The sequence below is a fragment of the Bradyrhizobium sp. genome, assembly GCF_035309285.1.
In the GTDB taxonomy this organism is placed as follows: domain Bacteria; phylum Pseudomonadota; class Alphaproteobacteria; order Rhizobiales; family Xanthobacteraceae; genus Bradyrhizobium.
Genome location: NZ_DATGFH010000048.1, coordinates 41,313 through 60,603, shown reverse-complemented (window position 1 = coordinate 60,603; position 19,291 = coordinate 41,313). Strand labels below are relative to the sequence as shown.

The 19,291-nt window shown below is 64.9% G+C and carries 17 protein-coding genes; 10 read left to right on the top strand and 7 right to left on the bottom strand.

The genetic code is table 11. From position 1 onward, the window contains the following. Positions 1 to 61: 61 nt before the first annotated feature. The gene (locus tag VKR55_RS10450; RefSeq protein WP_324402551.1) at positions 62 to 487 is read left to right on the top strand and encodes a DUF1330 domain-containing protein; all 426 of its coding nucleotides are present in this window, start codon (positions 62 to 64) and stop codon (positions 485 to 487) included. 213 nt (positions 488 to 700) lie between these two features. On the opposite strand, the gene VKR55_RS10445 is transcribed toward VKR55_RS10450, so the two are convergent. Further along, positions 701 to 1,927, bottom strand: a complete 1,227-nt coding sequence (locus tag VKR55_RS10445; protein WP_324402549.1) for an ABC transporter substrate-binding protein — start codon at positions 1,925 to 1,927, stop codon at positions 701 to 703. A 318-nt stretch (positions 1,928 to 2,245) separates the two neighbouring features. On the opposite strand from VKR55_RS10445, the gene VKR55_RS10440 reads away from it, so the two are divergent. From VKR55_RS10440 to VKR55_RS10425, 4 genes are all read left to right on the top strand, one after another. Continuing rightward, entirely contained in the window at positions 2,246 to 2,713 is a 468-nt protein-coding gene (locus tag VKR55_RS10440; RefSeq protein WP_324402547.1) for a PaaI family thioesterase, read from the top strand. Then, positions 2,692 to 4,269, top strand: coding sequence for an AlkA N-terminal domain-containing protein (locus VKR55_RS10435; RefSeq protein ID WP_324402545.1), 1,578 nt, complete (start codon positions 2,692 to 2,694; stop codon positions 4,267 to 4,269). The genes VKR55_RS10440 and VKR55_RS10435 overlap by 22 nt, the downstream gene beginning before the upstream one ends. Beyond that, positions 4,250 to 4,783 (top strand): methylated-DNA--[protein]-cysteine S-methyltransferase, encoded by a 534-nt coding sequence (locus VKR55_RS10430; RefSeq protein ID WP_324402543.1) that lies wholly within the window; start codon positions 4,250 to 4,252, stop codon positions 4,781 to 4,783. Before VKR55_RS10435 ends, VKR55_RS10430 begins: the two co-directional genes overlap by 20 nt. An 82-nt stretch (positions 4,784 to 4,865) precedes the next feature. Next, a complete protein-coding gene (locus tag VKR55_RS10425) occupies positions 4,866 to 5,270 on the top strand; it encodes a nuclear transport factor 2 family protein (protein WP_324402541.1) in 405 nt (134 codons plus the stop codon). Positions 5,271 to 5,387: 117 nt separating this feature from the next. On the opposite strand, the gene VKR55_RS10420 is transcribed toward VKR55_RS10425, so the two are convergent. Then, entirely contained in the window at positions 5,388 to 8,183 is a 2,796-nt protein-coding gene (locus VKR55_RS10420) for a [protein-PII] uridylyltransferase (protein ID WP_324402539.1), read from the bottom strand. Between the two features lie 273 nt (positions 8,184 to 8,456). Here VKR55_RS10420 and VKR55_RS10415 point away from each other — a divergent pair, with 273 nt between their 5' ends. Both VKR55_RS10415 and VKR55_RS10410 read left to right on the top strand, forming a co-directional pair. After that, a complete protein-coding gene (locus VKR55_RS10415) occupies positions 8,457 to 8,966 on the top strand; it encodes an OsmC family protein (protein ID WP_324402537.1) in 510 nt (169 codons plus the stop codon). Between the two features lie 179 nt (positions 8,967 to 9,145). Continuing rightward, positions 9,146 to 9,946, top strand: a complete 801-nt coding sequence (locus VKR55_RS10410; RefSeq protein WP_324402535.1) for a hypothetical protein — start codon at positions 9,146 to 9,148, stop codon at positions 9,944 to 9,946. A 105-nt stretch (positions 9,947 to 10,051) separates the two neighbouring features. Here the strand turns inward: VKR55_RS10410 and VKR55_RS10405 are convergent, their stop codons facing one another. Both VKR55_RS10405 and mutS read right to left on the bottom strand, forming a co-directional pair. Then, positions 10,052 to 10,321, bottom strand: coding sequence for a hypothetical protein (locus tag VKR55_RS10405; RefSeq protein ID WP_324402533.1), 270 nt, complete (start codon positions 10,319 to 10,321; stop codon positions 10,052 to 10,054). After that, entirely contained in the window at positions 10,318 to 13,095 is a 2,778-nt protein-coding gene (gene mutS, locus VKR55_RS10400; RefSeq protein WP_324402531.1) for a DNA mismatch repair protein MutS, read from the bottom strand. The genes VKR55_RS10405 and mutS overlap by 4 nt, the downstream gene beginning before the upstream one ends. 198 nt (positions 13,096 to 13,293) lie before the next feature. On the opposite strand from mutS, the gene pcaF reads away from it, so the two are divergent. The 3 genes from pcaF (at position 13,294) to pcaG (ending at position 15,924) form a co-directional block, all read left to right on the top strand. Beyond that, positions 13,294 to 14,502 (top strand): 3-oxoadipyl-CoA thiolase, encoded by a 1,209-nt coding sequence (gene pcaF / locus VKR55_RS10395; protein ID WP_324402529.1) that lies wholly within the window; start codon positions 13,294 to 13,296, stop codon positions 14,500 to 14,502. Positions 14,503 to 14,632: 130 nt separating this feature from the next. Then, positions 14,633 to 15,337, top strand: a complete 705-nt coding sequence (gene pcaH, locus VKR55_RS10390; RefSeq protein WP_324402528.1) for a protocatechuate 3,4-dioxygenase subunit beta — start codon at positions 14,633 to 14,635, stop codon at positions 15,335 to 15,337. Then, on the top strand, positions 15,334 to 15,924 hold the full coding sequence (pcaG, locus tag VKR55_RS10385; protein WP_324402526.1) for a protocatechuate 3,4-dioxygenase subunit alpha: 591 nt from the start codon (positions 15,334 to 15,336) through the stop codon (positions 15,922 to 15,924). The genes pcaH and pcaG overlap by 4 nt, the downstream gene beginning before the upstream one ends. 138 nt (positions 15,925 to 16,062) lie before the next feature. Here the strand turns inward: pcaG and VKR55_RS10380 are convergent, their stop codons facing one another. From VKR55_RS10380 to VKR55_RS10370, 3 genes are read right to left on the bottom strand one after another with little or no spacing between them, the layout of a single operon-like run. Further along, positions 16,063 to 17,625, bottom strand: coding sequence for an MDR family MFS transporter (locus tag VKR55_RS10380; RefSeq protein WP_324402523.1), 1,563 nt, complete (start codon positions 17,623 to 17,625; stop codon positions 16,063 to 16,065). A gap of 5 nt (positions 17,626 to 17,630) precedes the next feature. Then, the gene (locus tag VKR55_RS10375) at positions 17,631 to 18,794 is read right to left on the bottom strand and encodes an HlyD family secretion protein (RefSeq protein WP_324402521.1); all 1,164 of its coding nucleotides are present in this window, start codon (positions 18,792 to 18,794) and stop codon (positions 17,631 to 17,633) included. Continuing rightward, the gene (locus VKR55_RS10370; protein WP_324402519.1) at positions 18,787 to 19,263 is read right to left on the bottom strand and encodes a MarR family winged helix-turn-helix transcriptional regulator; all 477 of its coding nucleotides are present in this window, start codon (positions 19,261 to 19,263) and stop codon (positions 18,787 to 18,789) included. The genes VKR55_RS10375 and VKR55_RS10370 overlap by 8 nt, the downstream gene beginning before the upstream one ends. Between the last annotated feature and the right edge of the window lie 28 nt (positions 19,264 to 19,291).

Below are 19,291 nucleotides of genomic sequence, written 5' to 3'. Positions count from 1 at the left end.
GGGTGGGGCAGCGCGCTTGCTAAAGCTTGGCGCGAATTGATCAGAAAAAGGGGAGCGCCGCATGGGCCACATCGATCCGACCAGGGAAGTTTTCGCCTTATTCCGGGACAACAACCGGCCTGGGCGGATCCATATGCTCAACCTGGTCCGGTTGCGCAAGGAAGCCGCCTACCCCGATGGCCGCAAGGCAAGCGGCGCGGAAGCCTATGCCGCCTATGGGCGCGAGAGCAGGCCGGTGTTCGAACGGCTCGGCGGCCGCATCGTCTGGCGGGGCCGGTTCGAATTGATGCTGATCGGCCCGCAAGAGGAACGCTGGGACCATTGCTTCATCGCCGAATATCCAAGCGTCGCCGCGTTCGTCGAGATGATCCGCGACCCCGTCTATCGCGAAGCGGTGAAGCATCGGCAGGCGGCGGTCGAGGATTCCCGCCTGATCCGCCATGCCGTGCTGCCGGTGGGGAAGAACTTTGGGGAGATTCCGGAGTGATGCCGCCGGCCGTCGCTTTTCGCTCGTCATGCGCGGGCTTGACCCGCCTGCGGGGCCGAAGCCCCTTCGGCGCGGCGAAGGCCCGCGCATCCATCGAGTGAAAGGCGCATTTTTGAAGATGGATTGCCGGGTCAAGCCCGGCAATGACGAGCGGAAAAAACAAATCGGCGGCCCCGGTGAGGCCGCCGATCGTTTCACGGATGGTCGTCGTGCTTACCCCGTCGCACCCGTGTCCTCGAGGATCGGGCCGAACAGCTCCCAGCGCTCGCCGTTGAACTTCATCATCTGGAGCTGCTTGTTCACCCGATAGTCGGTGGGCGTGGTGTTGTTGAGGACGCCCGGCAGCGTCAGGTCGAGCTGAACGTTCTTCAGGTGCGTCGCCTGCTTCATCACGTTCGCGCGGGTCAGGTCGTCGCCGCACTCCTTGAGAACGTGGATCAGCAACTGCGTGGTGATGTAGCCGTAGACGTTGAAGTTCGATTCCTTGTCGCCATCGGGATAATACTTGGCCATGAAGTCGAGATATTTCTTCATGCCGGGATCGTCCTTCCAGGTCGGATCGGCCGGATCCTTGGCATAGCCGGTGCTGATCACGCCCTTGGAGGCCTCGAGCCCCGCCGGCTTCATCACAGCGCCGACCGAGGTCGCATTGATGTCCAGGATCTGCACGGGGTGCCAGCCGAGCTCGTAAATCTTCTTGATCGCCTGCGCAGCCTGTTTCGGCGTCGTGGCCGAGAAGAACAGATCGGCGCCAGAATCCTTGATTTTGAGGATCTGCGAGTCGATGGTCGGATCGGAGACTTCGTAGGAGGCTTCCGTCACGATCATGCTCTTCGCCTTGTCGCCAAGGCCCGCCTTGAGCCCGTTCAGATAGTCCTTGCCCAGATCGTCATTCTGGTAGAGAACGCCGATCTTGGCGTTCGGGTGGTTCTTCAGAATGTACTGTCCATAAATGCGCCCCTCGACGAAGTAGTTCGGGTTGAATCCCATCGTCCAGGGGTAGTTCTTGGGATCGCTGAACCTGGATGCGCCGGTCGCCGCGAACAGTTGCGGCACCTTCTTCGCATTGAGATATTTCTGCACGGCCGCATTCGGTGGCGTGCCGAGGAGCTGGAACGTCAGCAGCACCTCATCGCTTTCAACGAGCTTGCGCACCTGTTCGACGGTTTTCGGCGGGCTGTAGGCATCGTCATACTGGATCAGGGTGATCTTGCGGCCGTTCACGCCGCCCTGATCATTGATCATCTTGATGTAAGCGGCCTGCGTCTTGCCGATGGTGGCGTAGGCGGAAGCCGGGCCACTGAACGGATTGGTCTGGCCGATCTTGATCTCGGTGTCGGTGGCGCCGGTATCGTATTTCTTTTGCGCGAGCGCCGAGGTCGCCGACAGGGCAATGGCCAGTGTGGCAGCGCCGGCGAGACGGAGAAAAGTACTACTCATATTGATGCGTTCCTCATGTGCAGGTCGTGATGGTCCGATGGTCTTGGCCATCGTCGCGGTGGATGATGGAGGAACCTATGCCGCAATGCAAGATGTGCAGCGCAAAAATGTCCATAACCTTATGCCAAACAAAGCAAAATCGACGTGATGGCAGGAGGCCGCGGCCGGCAGGCGCGACCAACGCGCTCGCAGTTTTCGGGTGGACGCCAGCATGAGCGACGGAGAGAGTGCGGCGGTCTTGCGCACCCGTCGGATCGCACAAATGACCATGTCCGAAAACCGCGAGACAGCACCACTGCGATGGATGATGGTTCGCTGATGAAGAAGACCTACGGGACGGTCGACGCCGATCGACGCAAGCAAATGAGCGGCCTGGAATTTGTCCAGGGGCTCGCCAACGGATCACTGCCGCTCAACACCATCGCGCAGACCCTGGGCTACGATATTGCCGAGGCGGAGAGCGGGCGCGTCGTTGTCACCGCACAGCCGAGTGACCGCCATCTCAATCCCGCGGGTACGGTGCACGGCGGCTTTGCGGCCACGCTGCTCGATAGCTGCATGGGGCTGGCGGTGCAGTCCACGCTCGAGCAGGGCGTTGGCCAGACCACACTCGAGTTCAAGATTTCGCTGGTGCGGCCAATCACGCCTGAGACGGGGATGATCAAGGCGGAAGGCGTCGTGCTGACCCGCGGCCGTCGCGTCGGCACCGCCGAGGGCAGGATCACCGACGGCGAGGGACGGTTGCTGGCCCATGGAACGACCACATGCCTGATCTTTCAGAAATGACGGCCGCGCTCCACGGGCGGAAGCGCCCCGCAGATGAGGGCGATCGCTTGGTGATGGATATGGACCGTATCGCCTGTTACCGCGCGATCTCGACCCGCGACGCCCGCTTCGACGGCCGCCTGTTCGTCGGCGTGAAGACCACGGGCATCTATTGCCGGCCAATCTGTCCTGCACGCACGCCGAAGTTCGAGAATGTTTTCTTCTTCGCCTCGGCGGCGGCCGCGCAGGAGGCGGGCTTTCGTCCGTGCCTGCGCTGTCGCCCCGAAATCTCGCCGGAGCTCGCGTTCTGGCGCGGCACTTCGAACACGGTGTCGCGGGCACTGGCGCTGATCGAGGCCGGCGGGCTTGACGCCGATGACGTCGAAGGGCTCGCCGATCGGCTTGGCGTTGGCGCCCGGCAGCTGCGGCGGTTGTTCCGCCAGCATGTCGGCGCCTCGCCGATTGCGATCGCGCAGACGCGGCGGGTGTTGCTCGCAAAGCAGCTCATTCACGAGACCTCGCTGTCGATGGCGGAGGTCGCGCTCGCCTCGGGCTTCGGCAGCGTCCGCCGCTTCAACGAGACGTTCCGCGACCTGTTCGCCCGTCCACCCGCGAGCTTGCGCAGGACGCGCGACAAGGCGCGGCGCGAGGCGGATGCGCTTTCGGTTCGTCTGGCCTATCGGCCGCCCTATGACTGGGAGGCGATGCTGTCGTATCTCGCTGCCCGTGCGATCCCCGGCGTCGAGCTGGTCGCGGGCGAGAGCTACCGGCGCAGCATCGCCTTCGGCAAGCGCAGCGGCGTCATCACGGTGCGGCCTGCCGGCAAGAACAGCGCCGATGTCACCGTGCGTTTCTCCGACATGGCGGCGTTGCCGTCGATCATCGCGCGCGTGCGCCGCGTCTTCGATCTCGCCGCCGATCCCGACCAGATCGGTGTGCATCTGGCGCTGGATCCGAGGCTCGCGCCGCTCGTCGCTGCGCGACCCGGCCTGCGCGTGCCGGGCGCGTGGGACGGCTTTGAACTCGCCATGCGTGCGATCTGCGGACAGCAGATCACGGTGCCGGCCGCCACCAAGCTGCTTGGCCGGCTGGTGCGGGCTTATGGCACGCCGCTGCCGGCTTCGATGCGTGATGGCGAAGGCCCGAGCCAATTGTTTCCATTGCCGAAGGCCATTGCAGCCGCTGATCCCGCAACCTTTGCCATGCCCGGCGCACGGGCGCGGGCGTTGATTGCGCTGGCGAAAGCGATTTCGGATGATCCCATGATTTTCAGCCGCGGCGCGAGTCTGGAGCAAGCGATCGCCAAGCTGCGCCGGCTACCGGGAATCGGCGAATGGACCGCGCAATACATCGCGATGCGCGAATTGCGCGAGCCGGATGCGTTTCCGGCTGCCGATGTCGGTCTGTTGCGGGCGATGGCGGATGCCGGCGGGCGCCGGCCGTCGCCCGATGAACTGCTCGCCCGCGCCGAGCGCTGGCGGCCCTGGCGGGCCTATGCGGCGCTGCACCTGTGGGCCGCGGGCGCAGCGTCCGCTGCCGCGCCGGAGGACGAGGTTGATGCGCGGAAAGCCGCCTGAACATTTTGCGGTCGATCGCCTCAAGACCCCGATCGGGCCGGCGCTCATCGTCTCCGACGGCGACGGCACGCTGCGCGCCTTCGACTGGGAAGACCATGCCGAGCGCATCACGGAGTTGCTGCGGCTGCAATATGGCGCGGTCGAATTGCACGAGGCGCGTGCGCCGAAGGCGATCCGGTCGGCGCTGACGGATTACTTCAGCGGCGATCTCAATTCGCTGAAGACCATCGACTGGCGCATCGCCGGCACGTCGTTCCAACGCAAGGTCTGGACGGCGCTGCCTGAGATCCCTGTTGGCTCGACCATGACCTATGGCGCGCTCGCCGCAAGGCTCGGCTCGCCGAACGCGATGCGCGCGGTCGGACATGCCAATGGCTCGAACCCGATCAGCGTGGTGATTCCGTGCCATCGTCTGATCGGCGCCAATGGCGCGCTGATCAAGTATGGCAGCGGGCTCGCGCGCAAGCGCTGGCTGCTCACGCATGAGGGTGTGGAATTGAAGCCCGGCGCATAAAAATGGTCAGGTCCGCAAACCGCCAGACGGTTTTGCGCAGCGCCGCTAGCGTCTCCATCATCTCGAACAGGGAGACGACGACATGACCACCGAAGACGTGCAGGATTTCGTGACGCGCTTGGCTGCGGCCTTTGCCGCGCTCGACGGCAACGCGTTTCTCGAGCTTTGGCATCCCGACGGCACCTTGCGCACGCCACTGGTCGATCGGCCGATCAAGGGCAGCGAGCTCGCAAAGCTGCTGGACGTTCAGATCGCGTCGGCGCCGGATTTCGTCTGGCAATTGCTCGACTGGACCTCGCGCGGCGATGTCGTCATCGTCGAATGGCAAACCACGCGCAATGTGAACGGTGCGCGTTTCTCCTGGCGCGGCGTCGACAAATTCCGGATTCGCGACGGCAAGATCGCCGAAGAGGTGGTCTACAGCGACACCGCGCCGCTGCGCGCGTTCCGCTCCGGCGAGAAGCTCGAGCCGATCACGAAGTTCTGAGCGTTTGTCATTCCGGGGCGCGCGAAGCGCGAGCTATGGTGCGCAATTGCGCACCTGAGAATCTCGAGATTCCGGGCCTGGTCCTTCGGATGATTCCGGAATGACGGACCAGATAGCTCAAGCCGCGGGCTTCGCCACCGCGTCGTCGCTCGACAACAGATGCAAGAGCGCGCTCTTGATCGCAGCCTGCCGCGTCGGCGCATTGATCTGTGCCCCGAGCAGATCGGTGACATAAAACACGTCGCGCGCCCGCTCGCCGAAGGTCGCGACATGGGCCGAGGCGATGTTGAGGTTGAGCTTCGAGAGCGCGGTCGTGAGCTGATAGAGCAGACCCGGCCGGTCGAGGCCGGAGACCTCGATGACGGTGTAGAGTTCCGACCACTGGTTGTTGATGGTGACTTCCGGCTCGACGACGAAAGGCCTGAGCTTGCCGCGGCCGGCGGCGCGGCGCGCCACGGCTTCCGGCAGGCGGAGCTTGCCCTCCAGGACCTCCTCGATCATGTCACCGATGCGGGTCGCGCGCCGGCCCTCGTCCTCGTCGCGATCGTACTCCCGCGAGATCGCAATGGTGTCGAGCGCGCGGCCGTCGGTCGTGGTGTAAATCTGGGCGTCGACGATGTTGGCGCCGGCGGAAGCGCAGGCGCCGGCGATGATCGACAACAGCCAGGGATGGTCCATGGCGAGGATTGTGAGCTCGGTGACGGCGCGCGTCTCGTCAAAACCGACATTGATCGCGAGCTTGTGGCCGGCCTGTTCGCTGGCGCGCACGAATTTGGCGTGACGGATCTTGCGCGGCAGCTCGACCTTGAGCCAGTAGGCCGGATAGTGCCGCCCGATATAGGCGTCGACTTCGGCCTCGGGCCATTCGGTGAAGGCGGAGCGGAACTCCGCCTGTGCCGCGGCAATGCGCCGGGCGCGGTTCACTTCCGAGAAGCCGCCGGTCAGGACCGGCTCGGTCTCATAGTAAAGGGTGCGCAGGAGCTGTGCCTTCCAGCCGTTCCACACGCCCGGGCCGACGCCGCGGATGTCGGCGGTGGTCAGGATCGTGAGCAGCTTCATCTGCTCGACCGATTGCACGACGCCGGCGAAATTCTCGATGGTGCGGCGGTCGGAGAGGTCGCGCGATTGCGCCACTGTCGACATGGTCAGGTGCTCTTCGATCAGCCAGGCCACGAGCTCGGTATCGCCCGGCGAGAAGCCAAGCCGCGGACAGAGCCGCCGCGCCACCTTGGCGCCCGCGATCGAGTGATCCTCGGGCCGGCCCTTGGCGATGTCGTGCAGGAGCACAGCGATATAGATCACCAGGCGATGCTCGGGCCGGCTCTTGCGCATCAGGTCGCTTGCGAGCGTCAGCTCCTCGTTGCTGCCGCGCTCGATGTCCTGCAGGAACCCGATGCAGCGGATCAGATGCTCGTCCACCGTATAGTGGTGGTACATGTTGAACTGCATCATCGACACGATCTTGCCGAAGGCGCGGATGAAGTGACCGAGCACGCCGGTCTCGTTCATCCGCCGCAGCACGGTCTCGGCGTCGTTCGAGGTCAGGATCTCCATGAACAGGCGGTTGGCTTCGGGATTTTCCCGAAGCTCGGTATTCACGAGCTTCAGCGAGCGCGTCACCGTGCGCATCGCGTCGGGATGGAAGGCGAGGTTGTTCTTCTGCGCCAGCCGGAAAAACCGGATCAGATTGACGGGATCGTGCTTGAACACGTCGGGCGCGGCGAGATTGATGCGGTTGTTGTCGACGATGAAGTCGTCGCTGTCGGGCACGCGCCTGCGCGCGGTGCCGGGGCGCAGCCGCGCCATGAAGCGGCTCAACACCGGCGCCGGCTTGGCCTGCTGGTCTTCCAGCTTGGCGCACAGGATCGCGGTGAGGTCGCCGACGTCCTTGGCTACCAGGAAGTAATGCTTCATGAAGCGCTCGACGTCCTGCATGCCGGGATGAGAGGTATAGCCGAGCCGGACCGCGATATCGCGCTGCAGGTCAAACGACAGCCGCTCCTCGGCGCGGCCGGTGAGGAAATGCAGGTTGCAGCGGACCGACCAGAGGAAATCGGCGCAGCGGCGGAAGATGCGGTACTCATGGGCGTCGAACACGCCGCGCTCCAGGAGCTCGTCGGTCTCGCGCACGCGGTAGACATATTTCGCGATCCAGAACAGGGTGTGCAGGTCGCGCAGGCCGCCCTTGCCGTCCTTGACGTTGGGCTCGACCAGATAGCGCGACTGTCCGGCGCGGCGATGCCGCTCCTCGCGCTCGGCGAGTTTTGCGGTGACGAACTCCGTGGCCGTGCCTTGCACCACGTCCTTGTCGAAGCGCGCGACCAGCTCATCGTAGAGGGGCTTGTCGCCCGCGAGGTATCGCGTCTCCAGGATCGCGGTGCGGATGGTCATGTCGCCGCGAGCCTGCCGGATCGATTCATCGACCGAGCGGGTGGCGTGCCCGACCTTGAGCCCCATGTCCCACAGGCAATACAGGATCGCTTCCGCAACCTGCTCGCCCCAGGCGGTCTGCTTGTAGGGCAGGATGAACAACAGATCGATGTCGGATTCGGGCGCCATCAGCCCGCGGCCGTAGCCGCCGGTCGCCACCACCGCCATGCGCTCGGCGCCGGAGGGCACCGGCGAGCGGTAGAGGTGCTGCGTCGCCGCCGCAAACAGGATGCGGATGATCTCGTCCTGCACGAAGCAGAGCCGCTCGGCGCAGCGACGGCCGTGGCGGTCCTTCAGGAGCTGCGCCTGCGCCGCAGCGCGCGCGGCGGTCAATTCGGCCTTGAGCATCTGCGCGACGGAGGAGCGGAACACGTCCTCGCGGCCGGCGTGCTTCTCCGCCAGCGCGTCGACCGCGGCCGCGACCCGTTCGGAGTCAAAGCCGGTGTCGGTGCCGGGTGTCGGTTTTGCGACCAGATTGTCCATCATTTATCCGGATATCGGACCCCGTCCGCGCTGTCACGGGGACATTGTTGAAAAGCGGCTTGGCGGCCGGCCATTGCGACCTTGCGCCGGCCGGTCGAGCGCCGATTCTTGCGCGACACCAAATTATTGAATTGGCGGAAGATTTTTCAAGAGCGGGCGATCCCGGATCGGATGGCATGATCCTGCTGCAGCGGGGTGCGGCGTGGCCGGCGGGCTGACACGTTCGTGTGTGGCCGCTATACCCGGCAACAGACAAAAGCCGGGAGAACAACGATGGACGCCGCCGAACTTCGCGCGATGCAGGCCCCGATCAAGGAACGCTACAAGCAGGATCCCTCCGCCGCGATCATCACGCTGAAAGCCAAGGGCTCGATCGAGAGCGAAGGCCTGAGCTGCAAGGTCGAGACTGGCCGGGCACTCGCGGTCGCCGGCCTTCATCCTGCAACCGGCGGCTCCGGGCTCGAGCTCTGCTCGGGCGACATGCTGCTGGAAGCGCTGGTCGCCTGCGCCGGCGTCACGCTGAAATCGGTCGCGACCGCGATCGACATGCCCTTGAAGAAAGGCCTGGTGTTCGCCGAAGGCGATCTCGATTTTCGCGGCACGCTCGGCGTCGACAAGGAGGCGCCGGTCGGCTTCGAGGAGATCCGCGTCCGCTTCGAGCTCGACACCGACGCGCCGCAGGACAAGCTCGATTTGTTGCTCAAGCTCACCGAGCGCTATTGCGTGGTCTATCAGACCATCAAGCACGGCCCGAAGGTTTCGGTGAACATGAAGCGGATCTAGTCCGCCGTCGTCCCGGCCAAGCGAGCACCTTGCGGCGCGTAGCGCCGTCAAGTAGCGAGCGCCGAGCCGGGACCCATAACCACAGGCAGTGGTTATTGCGACGGCTTTTAACCCCGCCGTCCTAAATCGAAACGCGGCGGGGGATGGGTCCCGGCTTTCGCCGGGACGACAGAAGAGAAATGTCCCCCGACCTGGCCTATTATCTCATCCTCGTCTTCCGCATGATCGTCGCCGCCGCCTTCGTGGTGTCGGCGTCCTTCATCACCGAGCATTCGGGGCCTGTGATCGGCGCGCTGGTGGCGACGCTGCCGATCTCGGCCGGGCCGTCCTACGTTTTCCTTGCGCTGGATCATGACTCCGCCTTCATTGCGCAGGGCGCGCTTTCGAGCCTGCCGATCAACGCCGCCACCATCTTTCTTGGGCTCACCTACACGCTGCTGGCGCAGCGGCACGGTCTTTTGATCAGCTATGGCGCGGCGGCCGCGGTGTGGATCGCCATTGCCGCCGTCGTCGGCTCGTCGCACTGGTCGCTGACCGGCGGCCTAATCATCAATGCGCTGGCGTTTGCGATCTGCACGCCGCTGATGCAGCGCTATCGCCACGCCAGGATGCCGCCGATCGCGCGCCGCTGGTATGACGTGCCGCTGCGGGCGTCGCTGGTCGCAACACTCGTCGCTGCTGTCGTCACGCTGTCGGGCCGTGTTGGCCCCAGCGTCAGCGGCATCCTCGCGCTGTTTCCCGCGGTGTTCTCCAGCATGATGCTGATCCTGCATCCGCGCATTGGCGGACCCGCGACCGCGGCCGTGATCGCCAACAGCGCCTGGGGCTTGATGGGCTTTGGCCTTGCGATTGCCGTGCTCCATCTCGGCGCGCTCAATCTCGGCTCCGCCTTGGGCCTGAGCCTCGCGCTTGCGACCTGCGTGAGCTGGAATTTGATGCTGTGGTGGATCGGGCGGAGGCGGAGGAGAGTGGTCAGATAGAGAAAGCGTAGGGTGCGCAAAGGCGCGCCAGCGCCGTGCCCACCATTCTTCGTATTGCACGAAAGCGGTGGGCACGCTTCGCTTTGCCCACCCTACGAATCACCTTCACTCCGCCATCCGCGCGAATAGCTCCCAATAAAAGCCGCACGACACCGCGATCGAGATGAGCGCAATGATCGCAGGCACCACCGGCTCGACCCGGCGCAACGCGCCGATCTCCTGCATCAGGATCAATGGTAGCAGCGGCAGCAGCATCAACATCAGCACGAGGGGGATCGCCCAGCCCGACGAGAACAGCATGACCAGACAAATCAGCACCTGCAGCAGGCCGGTGGCGAGCGCGAGCAACACCAAAAGCCATGCCGCGAGCCTCATGGCGTCTTGTCCGCGAGTGATTTGAGCCGATACAGCGCCTCCAGCGCCTCGCGCGGCGACATCTCGTCGGGATGCAGCGCTTTCACCGCCTCGGCCAACCGCTCCGCCTCGCTCGGCGGCGCGGCTTCCGCTGCCGCGCGCGAGGGGACGGCGAACAGCGGCAGATCGTCGGCGAGTGCACGTGCCGTCTGGCCGCGGTCTTGTGCTTCCAATTTCGCCAGCACCGCTTTGGCCCGCGCAATCACCGGCGGCGGAAGGCCGGCGAGCCTGGCAACCTGGATGCCGTAGGAACGATCGGCCGAGCCCGGCAGCACCTCGTGCAGGAACACGACGTCGCCCTGCCATTCCTTGACGCGGACGGTGGCGTTGAACATCCGCGGCAGTTTTGCGGAGAGCGCGGTCAGCTCATGATAGTGTGTGGCGAACAGGGTGCGGCAGCGGTTCGTCTCGTGCAGATGCTCGATCGCCGCCCAGGCGATCGAGAGCCCATCGAAGGTCGCAGTGCCCCGGCCGATCTCATCCAAGATTACCAGCGAGCGTTCGCTCGCCTGATTCAAAATCGCCGCGGTCTCGACCATTTCGACCATGAAGGTCGAGCGGCCGCGCGCGAGATCATCCGCGGCGCCCACGCGCGAGAACAGCCGGTCGACGACACCGATCCTGGCACGCGCAGCCGGCACGAACGATCCGATCTGCGCGAGCAGTGCAATCAGCGCGTTCTGGCGCAGGAAGGTCGATTTGCCGGCCATGTTCGGGCCGGTGACCAGCCAGAGCTGGCCCGCCCCCACCCTACCCTCCCCCGCTTGCGGGGGAGGGTAGGGTGGGGGTACGGGCGACAAGTCACACGTGTTGGCAATGAAGGGCTGGCCCTCGCGCTTGAGCGCCTGCTCGACCACCGGATGGCGGCCGGCCTCGATGGCAAAGCCGAGCGAGCCATCGACTTCCGGCCGCACATAATTGTCGTCGATGGCAAGCTTGGCCAGAGCGGTGGCGACATCGAGCAGCGCAAAGGCATGCGCGGCCGCGCGCAGATCGTCACTCGCTTCCAGCGCCTTGGCGCACAGCCGTTCGAAGATTTCGAGCTCGAGGTTGAGCGCCCGCTCGCCGGCGTTGGCGATCTTGGCCTCGGTCTCGCCGAGCTCGGCAGTGGTGAAACGCACCTGACCTGCCAACGTCTGGCGGTGGATGAAGGTCGCGTTCAGCGGCGGAGACATCAGCTTGTCGCCATGCTGCGCGGTGACCTCGACGAAATAGCCAAGCACATTGTTGTGCCTGATCTTCAAGCCCTTCACGCCGCTGTCGTCGGCGTAGCGCGCCTGCATCGCCGCCACCACAAGCCGCGAGGCGTCGCGCAGGCTGCGCGCTTCGTCGAGAGCCCGCTCATAGCCTTCGCGCACGAAGCCGCCGTCGCGCTTGATCAGCGGCAGTTGTTCGGCCAACGCGCGGCCATAGTCGCGCGCCAGCTCCCGCGACGGCCGCCGCAGTGCCGCGATCACGGATGCGATTTCCTGCGGCGGCTGCTCCAATTCTTCGAGCCGCGCCAGCGCCTGGTCGGCGGCCAGGATGCCGTCGCGCAGGCCGGCAAGATCGCGCGGACCGCCGCGTCCGACGGAGAGCCGCGCCAGCGCGCGCGACATGTCGGTTGCCCCGCGCAGGATGGAGCGAATGTCCTCGCGCGCGGCGCCGTCGACAACGAACGCGCCGACCGCATCCAGCCGGCGTGCGATCTGCGCGGCGTCCGTGAGCGGCGCCGCGAGCCGCTGCGCCAGCAGCCGCGAGCCCGCAGGCGTCACCGTGCAATCGATGGCATCGAGCAGCGAGCCGCGCCGCTCGCCCGCGAGCGTGCGCGTCAGTTCGAGATTGGCGCGGGTCGCCGGATCGATCGCCATGGTGGTGCCGGCCGCTTCGCGCGCCGGCGGCGACAGCGGCGGGCGCTTTCCCACCTGGGTGCGGTCGATATAGGTGACGGCCGCGGCCGCAGCGGTCGCTTCCAGCCGCGACATCGCCGCAAGCCCATCCATGGTCGCGACCGCGAAATAATCGCACAGCCGCCGCTCGGCAGTGGAAGAGTCGAAGACGTCACGGGTCAGCGGCGTCACGGCCGATAATTCATTGAGCCGCGGCGAAAGCTCGCTGTCACTATAGAGTGCGTCGGTGACGATCGCCTCGTTCGGATTGATGCGCGCCAGCGTCGCCTGCAACTCACCGCCCGCGCACTCCGTCACCATGAATTCGGATGTCGAAATATCGATCCAGGCGAGCCCAAAGCGATCGCCGCCGCTGGAGGAGCGGGCCCGCGCGATCGCGAGCAGATAGTTGTTGGTGCGCGCATCGAGCAGCGTGTCTTCCGTCAGCGTGCCCGGCGTCACCAGTCGAATGACGTCGCGCTTCACCACGCTCTTGGCGCCGCGGGCGCGCGCAGCAGCAGGATCCTCGGTCTGTTCGCACACGGCGACGCGGTGACCGGCGCCGATCAGGCGGTGCAAATAATCTTCGGCGCGCTCGACCGGCACGCCGCACATCGGGATATCCATGCCCTGGTGCTTGCCGCGCTTGGTCAGCACGATGCCGAGCGCCTTGGAGGCGATCTCCGCATCCTCGAAGAACAGCTCGTAGAAATCGCCCATCCGGTAGAACAGCAGCAGCCCGGGATGGGCCGCCTTTATTTCAAGGTATTGTTCCATCATCGGCGTGACGCGTGCATTGGCGTCCGCGGACGGCGCGGGCTCAGCGGGCGGGGCAGGCGGAACAGGCACGGGCTGCTGAACAGTCATGGCGGCGCAAACTAACCAATTTCGCGCAGCCCTCCTATCGCTTTGCCGCGTCGGGCCGGGTTTTCCACCCCCGCCATGACATGACGGGACATGCGCGAAAGCGAGGCTCGCGGCAAAAGCCTCAATTGACCTCGATGGGACGCACTCCTACAACTCGCCTGAAAATCCTGTCCAAACACGGCATTGAGGGAGAAACCGATGCGTGATGTCTATGTATGCGATGCCGTCCGGACCCCGATCGGCCGCTTCGGCGGCTCGCTCGCCAAGGTGCGCGTCGACGATCTGGCCGCTGCGCCGATCAAGGCGCTGGTGGCGAAACATCCGAAGCTCGACTGGTCGCAAGTCGACGAGGTCTTTTTCGGCTGCGCCAATCAGGCCGGCGAGGACAACCGCAACGTCGCGCGCATGGCACTGCTGCTCGCAGGTCTTCCGGATTCGGTTCCTGGCCAGACCCTCAACCGTCTTTGCGCCTCGGGCCTCGACGCGGTCGGCGCGGCGGGCCGCGCGATCCGCGCGGGCGAGATTGATCTCGCGATCGCGGGCGGCGTCGAGTCGATGACGCGCGCGCCGTTCGTGATGGGCAAGGCTGCGGAAGCGTTCTCGCGCTCGGCCGACATTTTCGACACCACGATCGGCTGGCGGTTCATCAATCCCTTGATGAAGGCGCAATATGGCGTCGACTCCATGCCGGAGACCGGCGAGAACGTCGCCGAGGAATACCAGGTGTCGCGCGCCGACCAGGACGCGTTCGCGCTCCGCTCGCAGCAGCGCGCAGGACAAGCGATGGCTTCCGGCTATTTCGCCGAAGAGATCATTGCCGTAACGATCCCCGGCGGCAAGGCCGGTCCCGTCGTGGTCGACAAGGACGAGCATCCGCGCCCGGATACGACGGCGGAGGGCCTCGCCAAGCTGAAGCCGATCGTGCGCAATCCCGGCACGGTGACTGCGGGTAATGCGTCGGGCGTCAACGACGGTGCGGCGGCGATGATCCTCGCTTCGGAAGCTGCGGTGAAGAAGCATGGCCTGACACCGCGGGCGAAGATTCTCGGCCTCGCTTCGGCCGCGGTGCCGCCACGCATCATGGGCATCGGCCCGGTGCCGGCCACCCGCAAGCTGATGGAGCGGCTGGGATTGAAGATTTCCGACTTCGATTTGATCGAGCTCAATGAAGCTTTCGCCTCGCAGGGCATTGCGTGTCTGCGGCAGCTCGGCGTCCAGGAGGATGCCGATTTCGTCAATCCGCATGGCGGAGCGATCGCGCTCGGTCATCCGCTCGGCATGAGCGGAGCACGGCTCGCCATGACCGCGGTGCACGGCATGGAGAAGCGCGGCGGAAAACGCGCGCTCGCCACCATGTGCGTCGGCGTCGGCCAGGGGGTCGCCGTCGCGATCGAGAAGCTGAATTGAAGCCTCACTCCTCCCCCTCTTCCCGCTCTTCGCGGGGAGAGGGGGAAGAAAGGGAAAGGGCTTTTCCGGATTAGTTATATCCTATAATGATCGGGGAAGCACGGGCCTCAAGGCTCCGGAGGAAACTGTCATGGGCTTTGTCTATCCCACCAAAAGCAACGACGCGCATCCGTTGCCATTGTCGCCGGACTACAAGAGCTCGATCCTGCGCGCGCCCTCGAGGCCGCTGGTCCCGATGCGGCATACGCTGTCGGAATTGACCGGCCCGGTCTACGGCCACGAGACCGTGCGCGCGGGCGACAACGACCTGACGACCCAGCACAAGGGCGAGCCGCTCGGCGAGCGCATCATCGTGCACGGCCATGTGCTCGACGAGGATGGCCGCGGCGTGCCGAACACGCTTCTCGAGATCTGGCAGGCCAATGCCTGTGGCCGTTACATCCATGTCCGCGACCAGCATCCGGCGCCGCTTGATCCGAACTTCACCGGCGCCGGTCGCGCGCAATCGGATGCGTCCGGCTATTACAAGTTCATCACCATCAAGCCCGGCGCCTATCCCTGGGGCAATCATCACAACGCCTGGCGGCCGGCGCACATCCATTTCTCGGTGTTCGGCCATTCCTTCGTCTCGCGCCTGGTGACGCAGATGTACTTCCCCGGCGATCCCCTGTTCGCCTTCGATCCGATCTTCAATTCGGTGCCGGACGAGAAGGCGCGCGCGCGGATGATCTCGTCCTTCGATCTGGAAAACACCCAGCCGGAATGGGCGTTGTGCTACCGCTTCAACATCGTGCTGCGCGGCAAGAACGCCACGCCAATGGAGAACAAGCAGTGACGGGGATTACGCCATCGCAGACCGTCGGTCCGTTCTTCAAATACGGTCTGACGCCGGACGGCAAATACGACTGGAACGACGCGTTCACGAGCAACCTCGTCACGCCGGATGCCTCAGGCGAACGCATCCGCGTCGAAGGCCGTGTGTTCGACGGCGAGGGGCAGCCTGTGCCTGATGCCATGCTGGAAATCTGGCAGGCGGATGCCCAGGGTCGCTTCGCCGACCCGCAGGACAAGCGCGCGCTGCCGAATGCGACATTCCGCGGCTTCGGCCGCTGCGGCACCGACGCCAATGGCGTCTTTTTCTTCGACACCATCAAGCCGGGCTCCGTGCCCGATCCCGACGGCAAGCCGCAGGCGCCGCATCTTCTGCTCGCCGTGTTCGCGCGCGGCATGTTGCGCCATCTCTATACGCGGATCTATTTCGGCGACGAGAAGGGCAATGCAAGCGACCCCGTGCTGGCGCTGGTGCCGCCAGACCGCCGCGCGACGCTGATTGCCGAACGCGAGGCCGGCAACGGCAGCGCCGTCTACAAGCTCGACCTTCGCTTGCAGGGCGAAGGCGAGACGGTGTTTTTCGACGTGTGAGTTGGCGCACGCTACCGCCACACCTACACTCGTCATGGCCGGGCTTGACCCGGCCATCCATCTTTAAAAGGATTCCTTTGAAGTTTGATGGGTGCGCGGGTCAAGCCCGCGCACGACGAATGTTATTTGCCGCAGCAACTACTCCAGCACCGCGTGCTCCGGTCCGGCAGGCTGCTTGCGCAAGCTCGCCTTGGTCGAGCCGATCATGATCGCGAGCGGGATCGAGCACAGGATGAAGATCATCACGAGCTGATAGTCCTGCGAGAAGGCGATGATCTGCGACTGCACATTGAGCATCACATCCGCCATGGCGCGGCCCTTGTCGGTGCCCAGGTTGATCATGCCGGAGACGTCGGGCATCTGCAGGGCGTGATTGAACGGATTCACGTTGTCGTTGAGGATCGCGTAGATGCGCCGCGATCCCTCCGTGAGCTGCGCGATCACGATCGAGATGCCGACCGAGCTCATGACGTTGCGCACCAGGGTCAGCATCGAGGTGCCATCGGTGCGCAGGTGCCCCGGCAGCGTCAGGAACGCCACCGTCGACAGCGGCACGAAGACGAGGCCGAAGCCAAACCCCTGGAAGACGCTGATGGTGATGATCTCTGGCACCTGGGTCTGGTCGGTCCAGCCGGTCATCTGGTACAGCGACAGCGCCGTGATGGAAAGGCCGCAGGTGATCAGCGTGCGGGCCTCGATGTAGCGCATCAGGCGGCCGACGATCATCATCGCGACGAAGGTGCCGCAGCCGCGGCTGGCGAGCAGCACGCCGGCGGTGATGATGGGATAGCCGATCACGTTCTGCAAATAGGGCGAGGCCAAGGCCATGGTGGAATAGAGCACCAGGCCCATCACGCCCATGAACACGCAGCCGGTGACGAAGTTGCGGTCCTTGAATAGCGCGAACTGGACGAACGGCCGCGCGGTCGTGAACGAATGCGCGAGGAAGTAATAGAAGCCGACGGCCGAGACGATGAACTCGACGATGATCTCGTTGGATTCGAGCCAGCCGAGCTGCTCACCGCGGTCGAGCGCGAGCTGCAGCGCGCCGATCGCGACCGCAAGCGCGGTGAAGCCGAACCAGTCGAAGCGCAGGTTGAGGTCCTTTTTGGTCTCATCCATGAAGATGATGAGGCCGAGCACGGTGATCGCGCCAAAGGGCAGGTTGACGAAAAACACCCAGTGCCAGGAATAGGTCTCGGTCAGCCAGGCGCCGAGCGAGGGCCCCATGATCGGGCCCATCATCACGCCCATGCCCCAGATCGACATTGCTTTGGCCCGCTCCTGCAGCGTGTAGGAATCGAGCATCACGGCCTGCGACAGCGGCACCAGCGCCGCGCCGAACACGCCCTGCAGGAGACGGAACAGCACCATCTGGTTGATGTCCTGCGCGAGCCCGCACAGCACCGACGCAATGGTGAAGCCGCCCGAGCAGATGATGAAGATGCGCTTGCGGCCGAAGCGGTTGGCGATCCACCCCACGGGCGCGGTCATGATCGCGGCCGCGACGATATAGGACGTCAGCACCCAGTTGATCTGGTCCTGCGAAGCCGACAACGAGCCCTGCATGTAGGGCAGCGCCACGTTGGCGATGGTGGTGTCGAGCGCCTGCATGATCGTCGCCGTCATGGCGCAGATCGTCACCATGTTCCGGCGCAGGCCCGGAACCATGGAGGCGGCTGGCACCGTGGTCGGCGACATCGCTGTTATTCCTGCGCGGCGGTCGCCGGCGCGAGGCCGAACAGGCCTGCCAGCGTGCGCTTGTGGCCGGTGTCGATGGTGGCGTAGACGCTCATGCCGGCTTTCAGCTTTTTGACGAACGGATCATCCTTGTCGAAATAGATCCGCACCGGCACGCGCTGCACCACCTTGACGAAATTGCCGGTAGCGTTCTGCGGCGGCAGAATCGCGAATTGCGCGCCGGTGCCGGGCGAGAGCGAGCCGACAGTGCCCTTGAACACGTGGTTCGGGAAGGCATCGACGTCGATCGTGACCTGCTGGCCATCCGCGACATAGGTAAAGTCGGATTCCTTCGGGTTGGCGTCGACCCAGGGATTGTCGATGTCGATGATCGAGAACACCGGCGTGCCGGCGGCGACGAAGCGGCCGAGCTGGATCTGCTCGACTTGTGTGGCGACGCCTGCCATCGGCGCGCGCAGCACGGTGTGGTCGAGGTTGCGTTGGGCCATGTCGAGCTGCGCCTTGGCCTGCGCATAAGCCGGAAATTCCACCATCGGCAGGTTCGGATTGCCGAGGAGCTGCGCCTTTGCGTTGGAAAGATTCTGCTTGACGAATTGCATCTGCGCCCCGGCGGTGACGAGGCCGGCGGCGGAATTGTCGAGGTCGAGCTGCGAGCCGACCTTCTGCTCGACGAGCTGCTGCTTGCGCGTGACGTCGCGCTGCTTCAGGTCGACGCCCTGCTGGGCGAGATCGGCCATCTGGCCATAGATTTTCACATTGGCGATCAAATTGTCATAGGTGGTCTTGGCCTGCTGGAGCTGTGCCTTGGCCTGGTTGAGGGCGAGCTGGAACGGCTCGGGATCGATCTCGAACAGCTCGTCGCCTTCTTTGACATTCTGGCCTTCCTTCACAACGACCTTGACGATCTTGCCGGAAATGTCGGGGGTGATCAGCACCTTCTGCGCGCCCACATAGGCGTCGTCGGTGCCGACATAGCGACCGCCATTCAGATAGAAGACGAGTCCGCCGATGGCGGCCGCGAGCGGCAGCACCACGAGCAGCAGGACGCGGCGGTAGCGGCGCATCGCCGCCAGCAGCCGGCGGCGCGGCTCCGCGGCGAGCTTCTTGGTCGGCCGGCCAGAGGGAGCGCCCTTCTGCTCGGGCGGGAATTTCAATACGGGGTCAGCCATAGCGCTGTTCTTTCTTCGGTGCGTCCGCCTCGTGGTTCTGGATGGCGTGGCGCACGTTTTCCTTGATCAGGTCGAGTTGGGTGAGGAGGCGGATGGCGTCCGCCGGGGTGATGCCGTCGAGCGCGGTCGCCGTGATCTCCGAGCGAAGGCCTGCGAGCTTGCCGAGGAGCTGGCGCCCCGCCTTGCGCAGATAGAGCCGGTTGACCCGGCGGTCGGTTTCATCGCCGCGCCGCTCGATCCAGCCGCTGTCGCAAAGCTTGTCGATCAGCCGCGTCAGCGTGATCGGCTGCATCTCCATCTGCTCGGCAAGCTCGGTCTGCTTCATGCCCTCGCTGCGTTCGACCTTGGCGAGCACCGCCCATTGCGCGCGGGTGATGCCGTAGCGCGCGGCCGCCCGGTCGGCATAAGCGCGCATCAGGCGCTGCACCTCGGCGAGGGTGAACAGAAAATTAAGGTCCACGGAACCCATAAGCCTGGTCTCCAATAAGCCTCGGATA

Coding starts and splice junctions, on each gene's coding strand:
- VKR55_RS10405 (WP_324402533.1), bottom strand. CDS start 10,321: ATGAGGCTCGCGGCATGGCTTTTGGTGTTGCTCGCGCTCGCCACCGGC.
- VKR55_RS10420 (WP_324402539.1), bottom strand. CDS start 8,183: ATGGACAATCTGGTCGCAAAACCGACACCCGGCACCGACACCGGCTTT.
- VKR55_RS10450 (WP_324402551.1), top strand. CDS start 62: ATGGGCCACATCGATCCGACCAGGGAAGTTTTCGCCTTATTCCGGGAC.
- mutS (WP_324402531.1), bottom strand. CDS start 13,095: ATGACTGTTCAGCAGCCCGTGCCTGTTCCGCCTGCCCCGCCCGCTGAG.
- VKR55_RS10415 (WP_324402537.1), top strand. CDS start 8,457: ATGGACGCCGCCGAACTTCGCGCGATGCAGGCCCCGATCAAGGAACGC.
- VKR55_RS10410 (WP_324402535.1), top strand. CDS start 9,146: ATGTCCCCCGACCTGGCCTATTATCTCATCCTCGTCTTCCGCATGATC.
- VKR55_RS10435 (WP_324402545.1), top strand. CDS start 2,692: ATGCCTGATCTTTCAGAAATGACGGCCGCGCTCCACGGGCGGAAGCGC.
- VKR55_RS10425 (WP_324402541.1), top strand. CDS start 4,866: ATGACCACCGAAGACGTGCAGGATTTCGTGACGCGCTTGGCTGCGGCC.
- pcaF (WP_324402529.1), top strand. CDS start 13,294: ATGCGTGATGTCTATGTATGCGATGCCGTCCGGACCCCGATCGGCCGC.
- VKR55_RS10380 (WP_324402523.1), bottom strand. CDS start 17,625: ATGTCGCCGACCACGGTGCCAGCCGCCTCCATGGTTCCGGGCCTGCGC.
- VKR55_RS10370 (WP_324402519.1), bottom strand. CDS start 19,263: ATGGGTTCCGTGGACCTTAATTTTCTGTTCACCCTCGCCGAGGTGCAG.
- VKR55_RS10445 (WP_324402549.1), bottom strand. CDS start 1,927: ATGAGTAGTACTTTTCTCCGTCTCGCCGGCGCTGCCACACTGGCCATT.
- VKR55_RS10375 (WP_324402521.1), bottom strand. CDS start 18,794: ATGGCTGACCCCGTATTGAAATTCCCGCCCGAGCAGAAGGGCGCTCCC.
- VKR55_RS10440 (WP_324402547.1), top strand. CDS start 2,246: ATGAAGAAGACCTACGGGACGGTCGACGCCGATCGACGCAAGCAAATG.
- pcaH (WP_324402528.1), top strand. CDS start 14,633: ATGGGCTTTGTCTATCCCACCAAAAGCAACGACGCGCATCCGTTGCCA.
- VKR55_RS10430 (WP_324402543.1), top strand. CDS start 4,250: ATGCGCGGAAAGCCGCCTGAACATTTTGCGGTCGATCGCCTCAAGACC.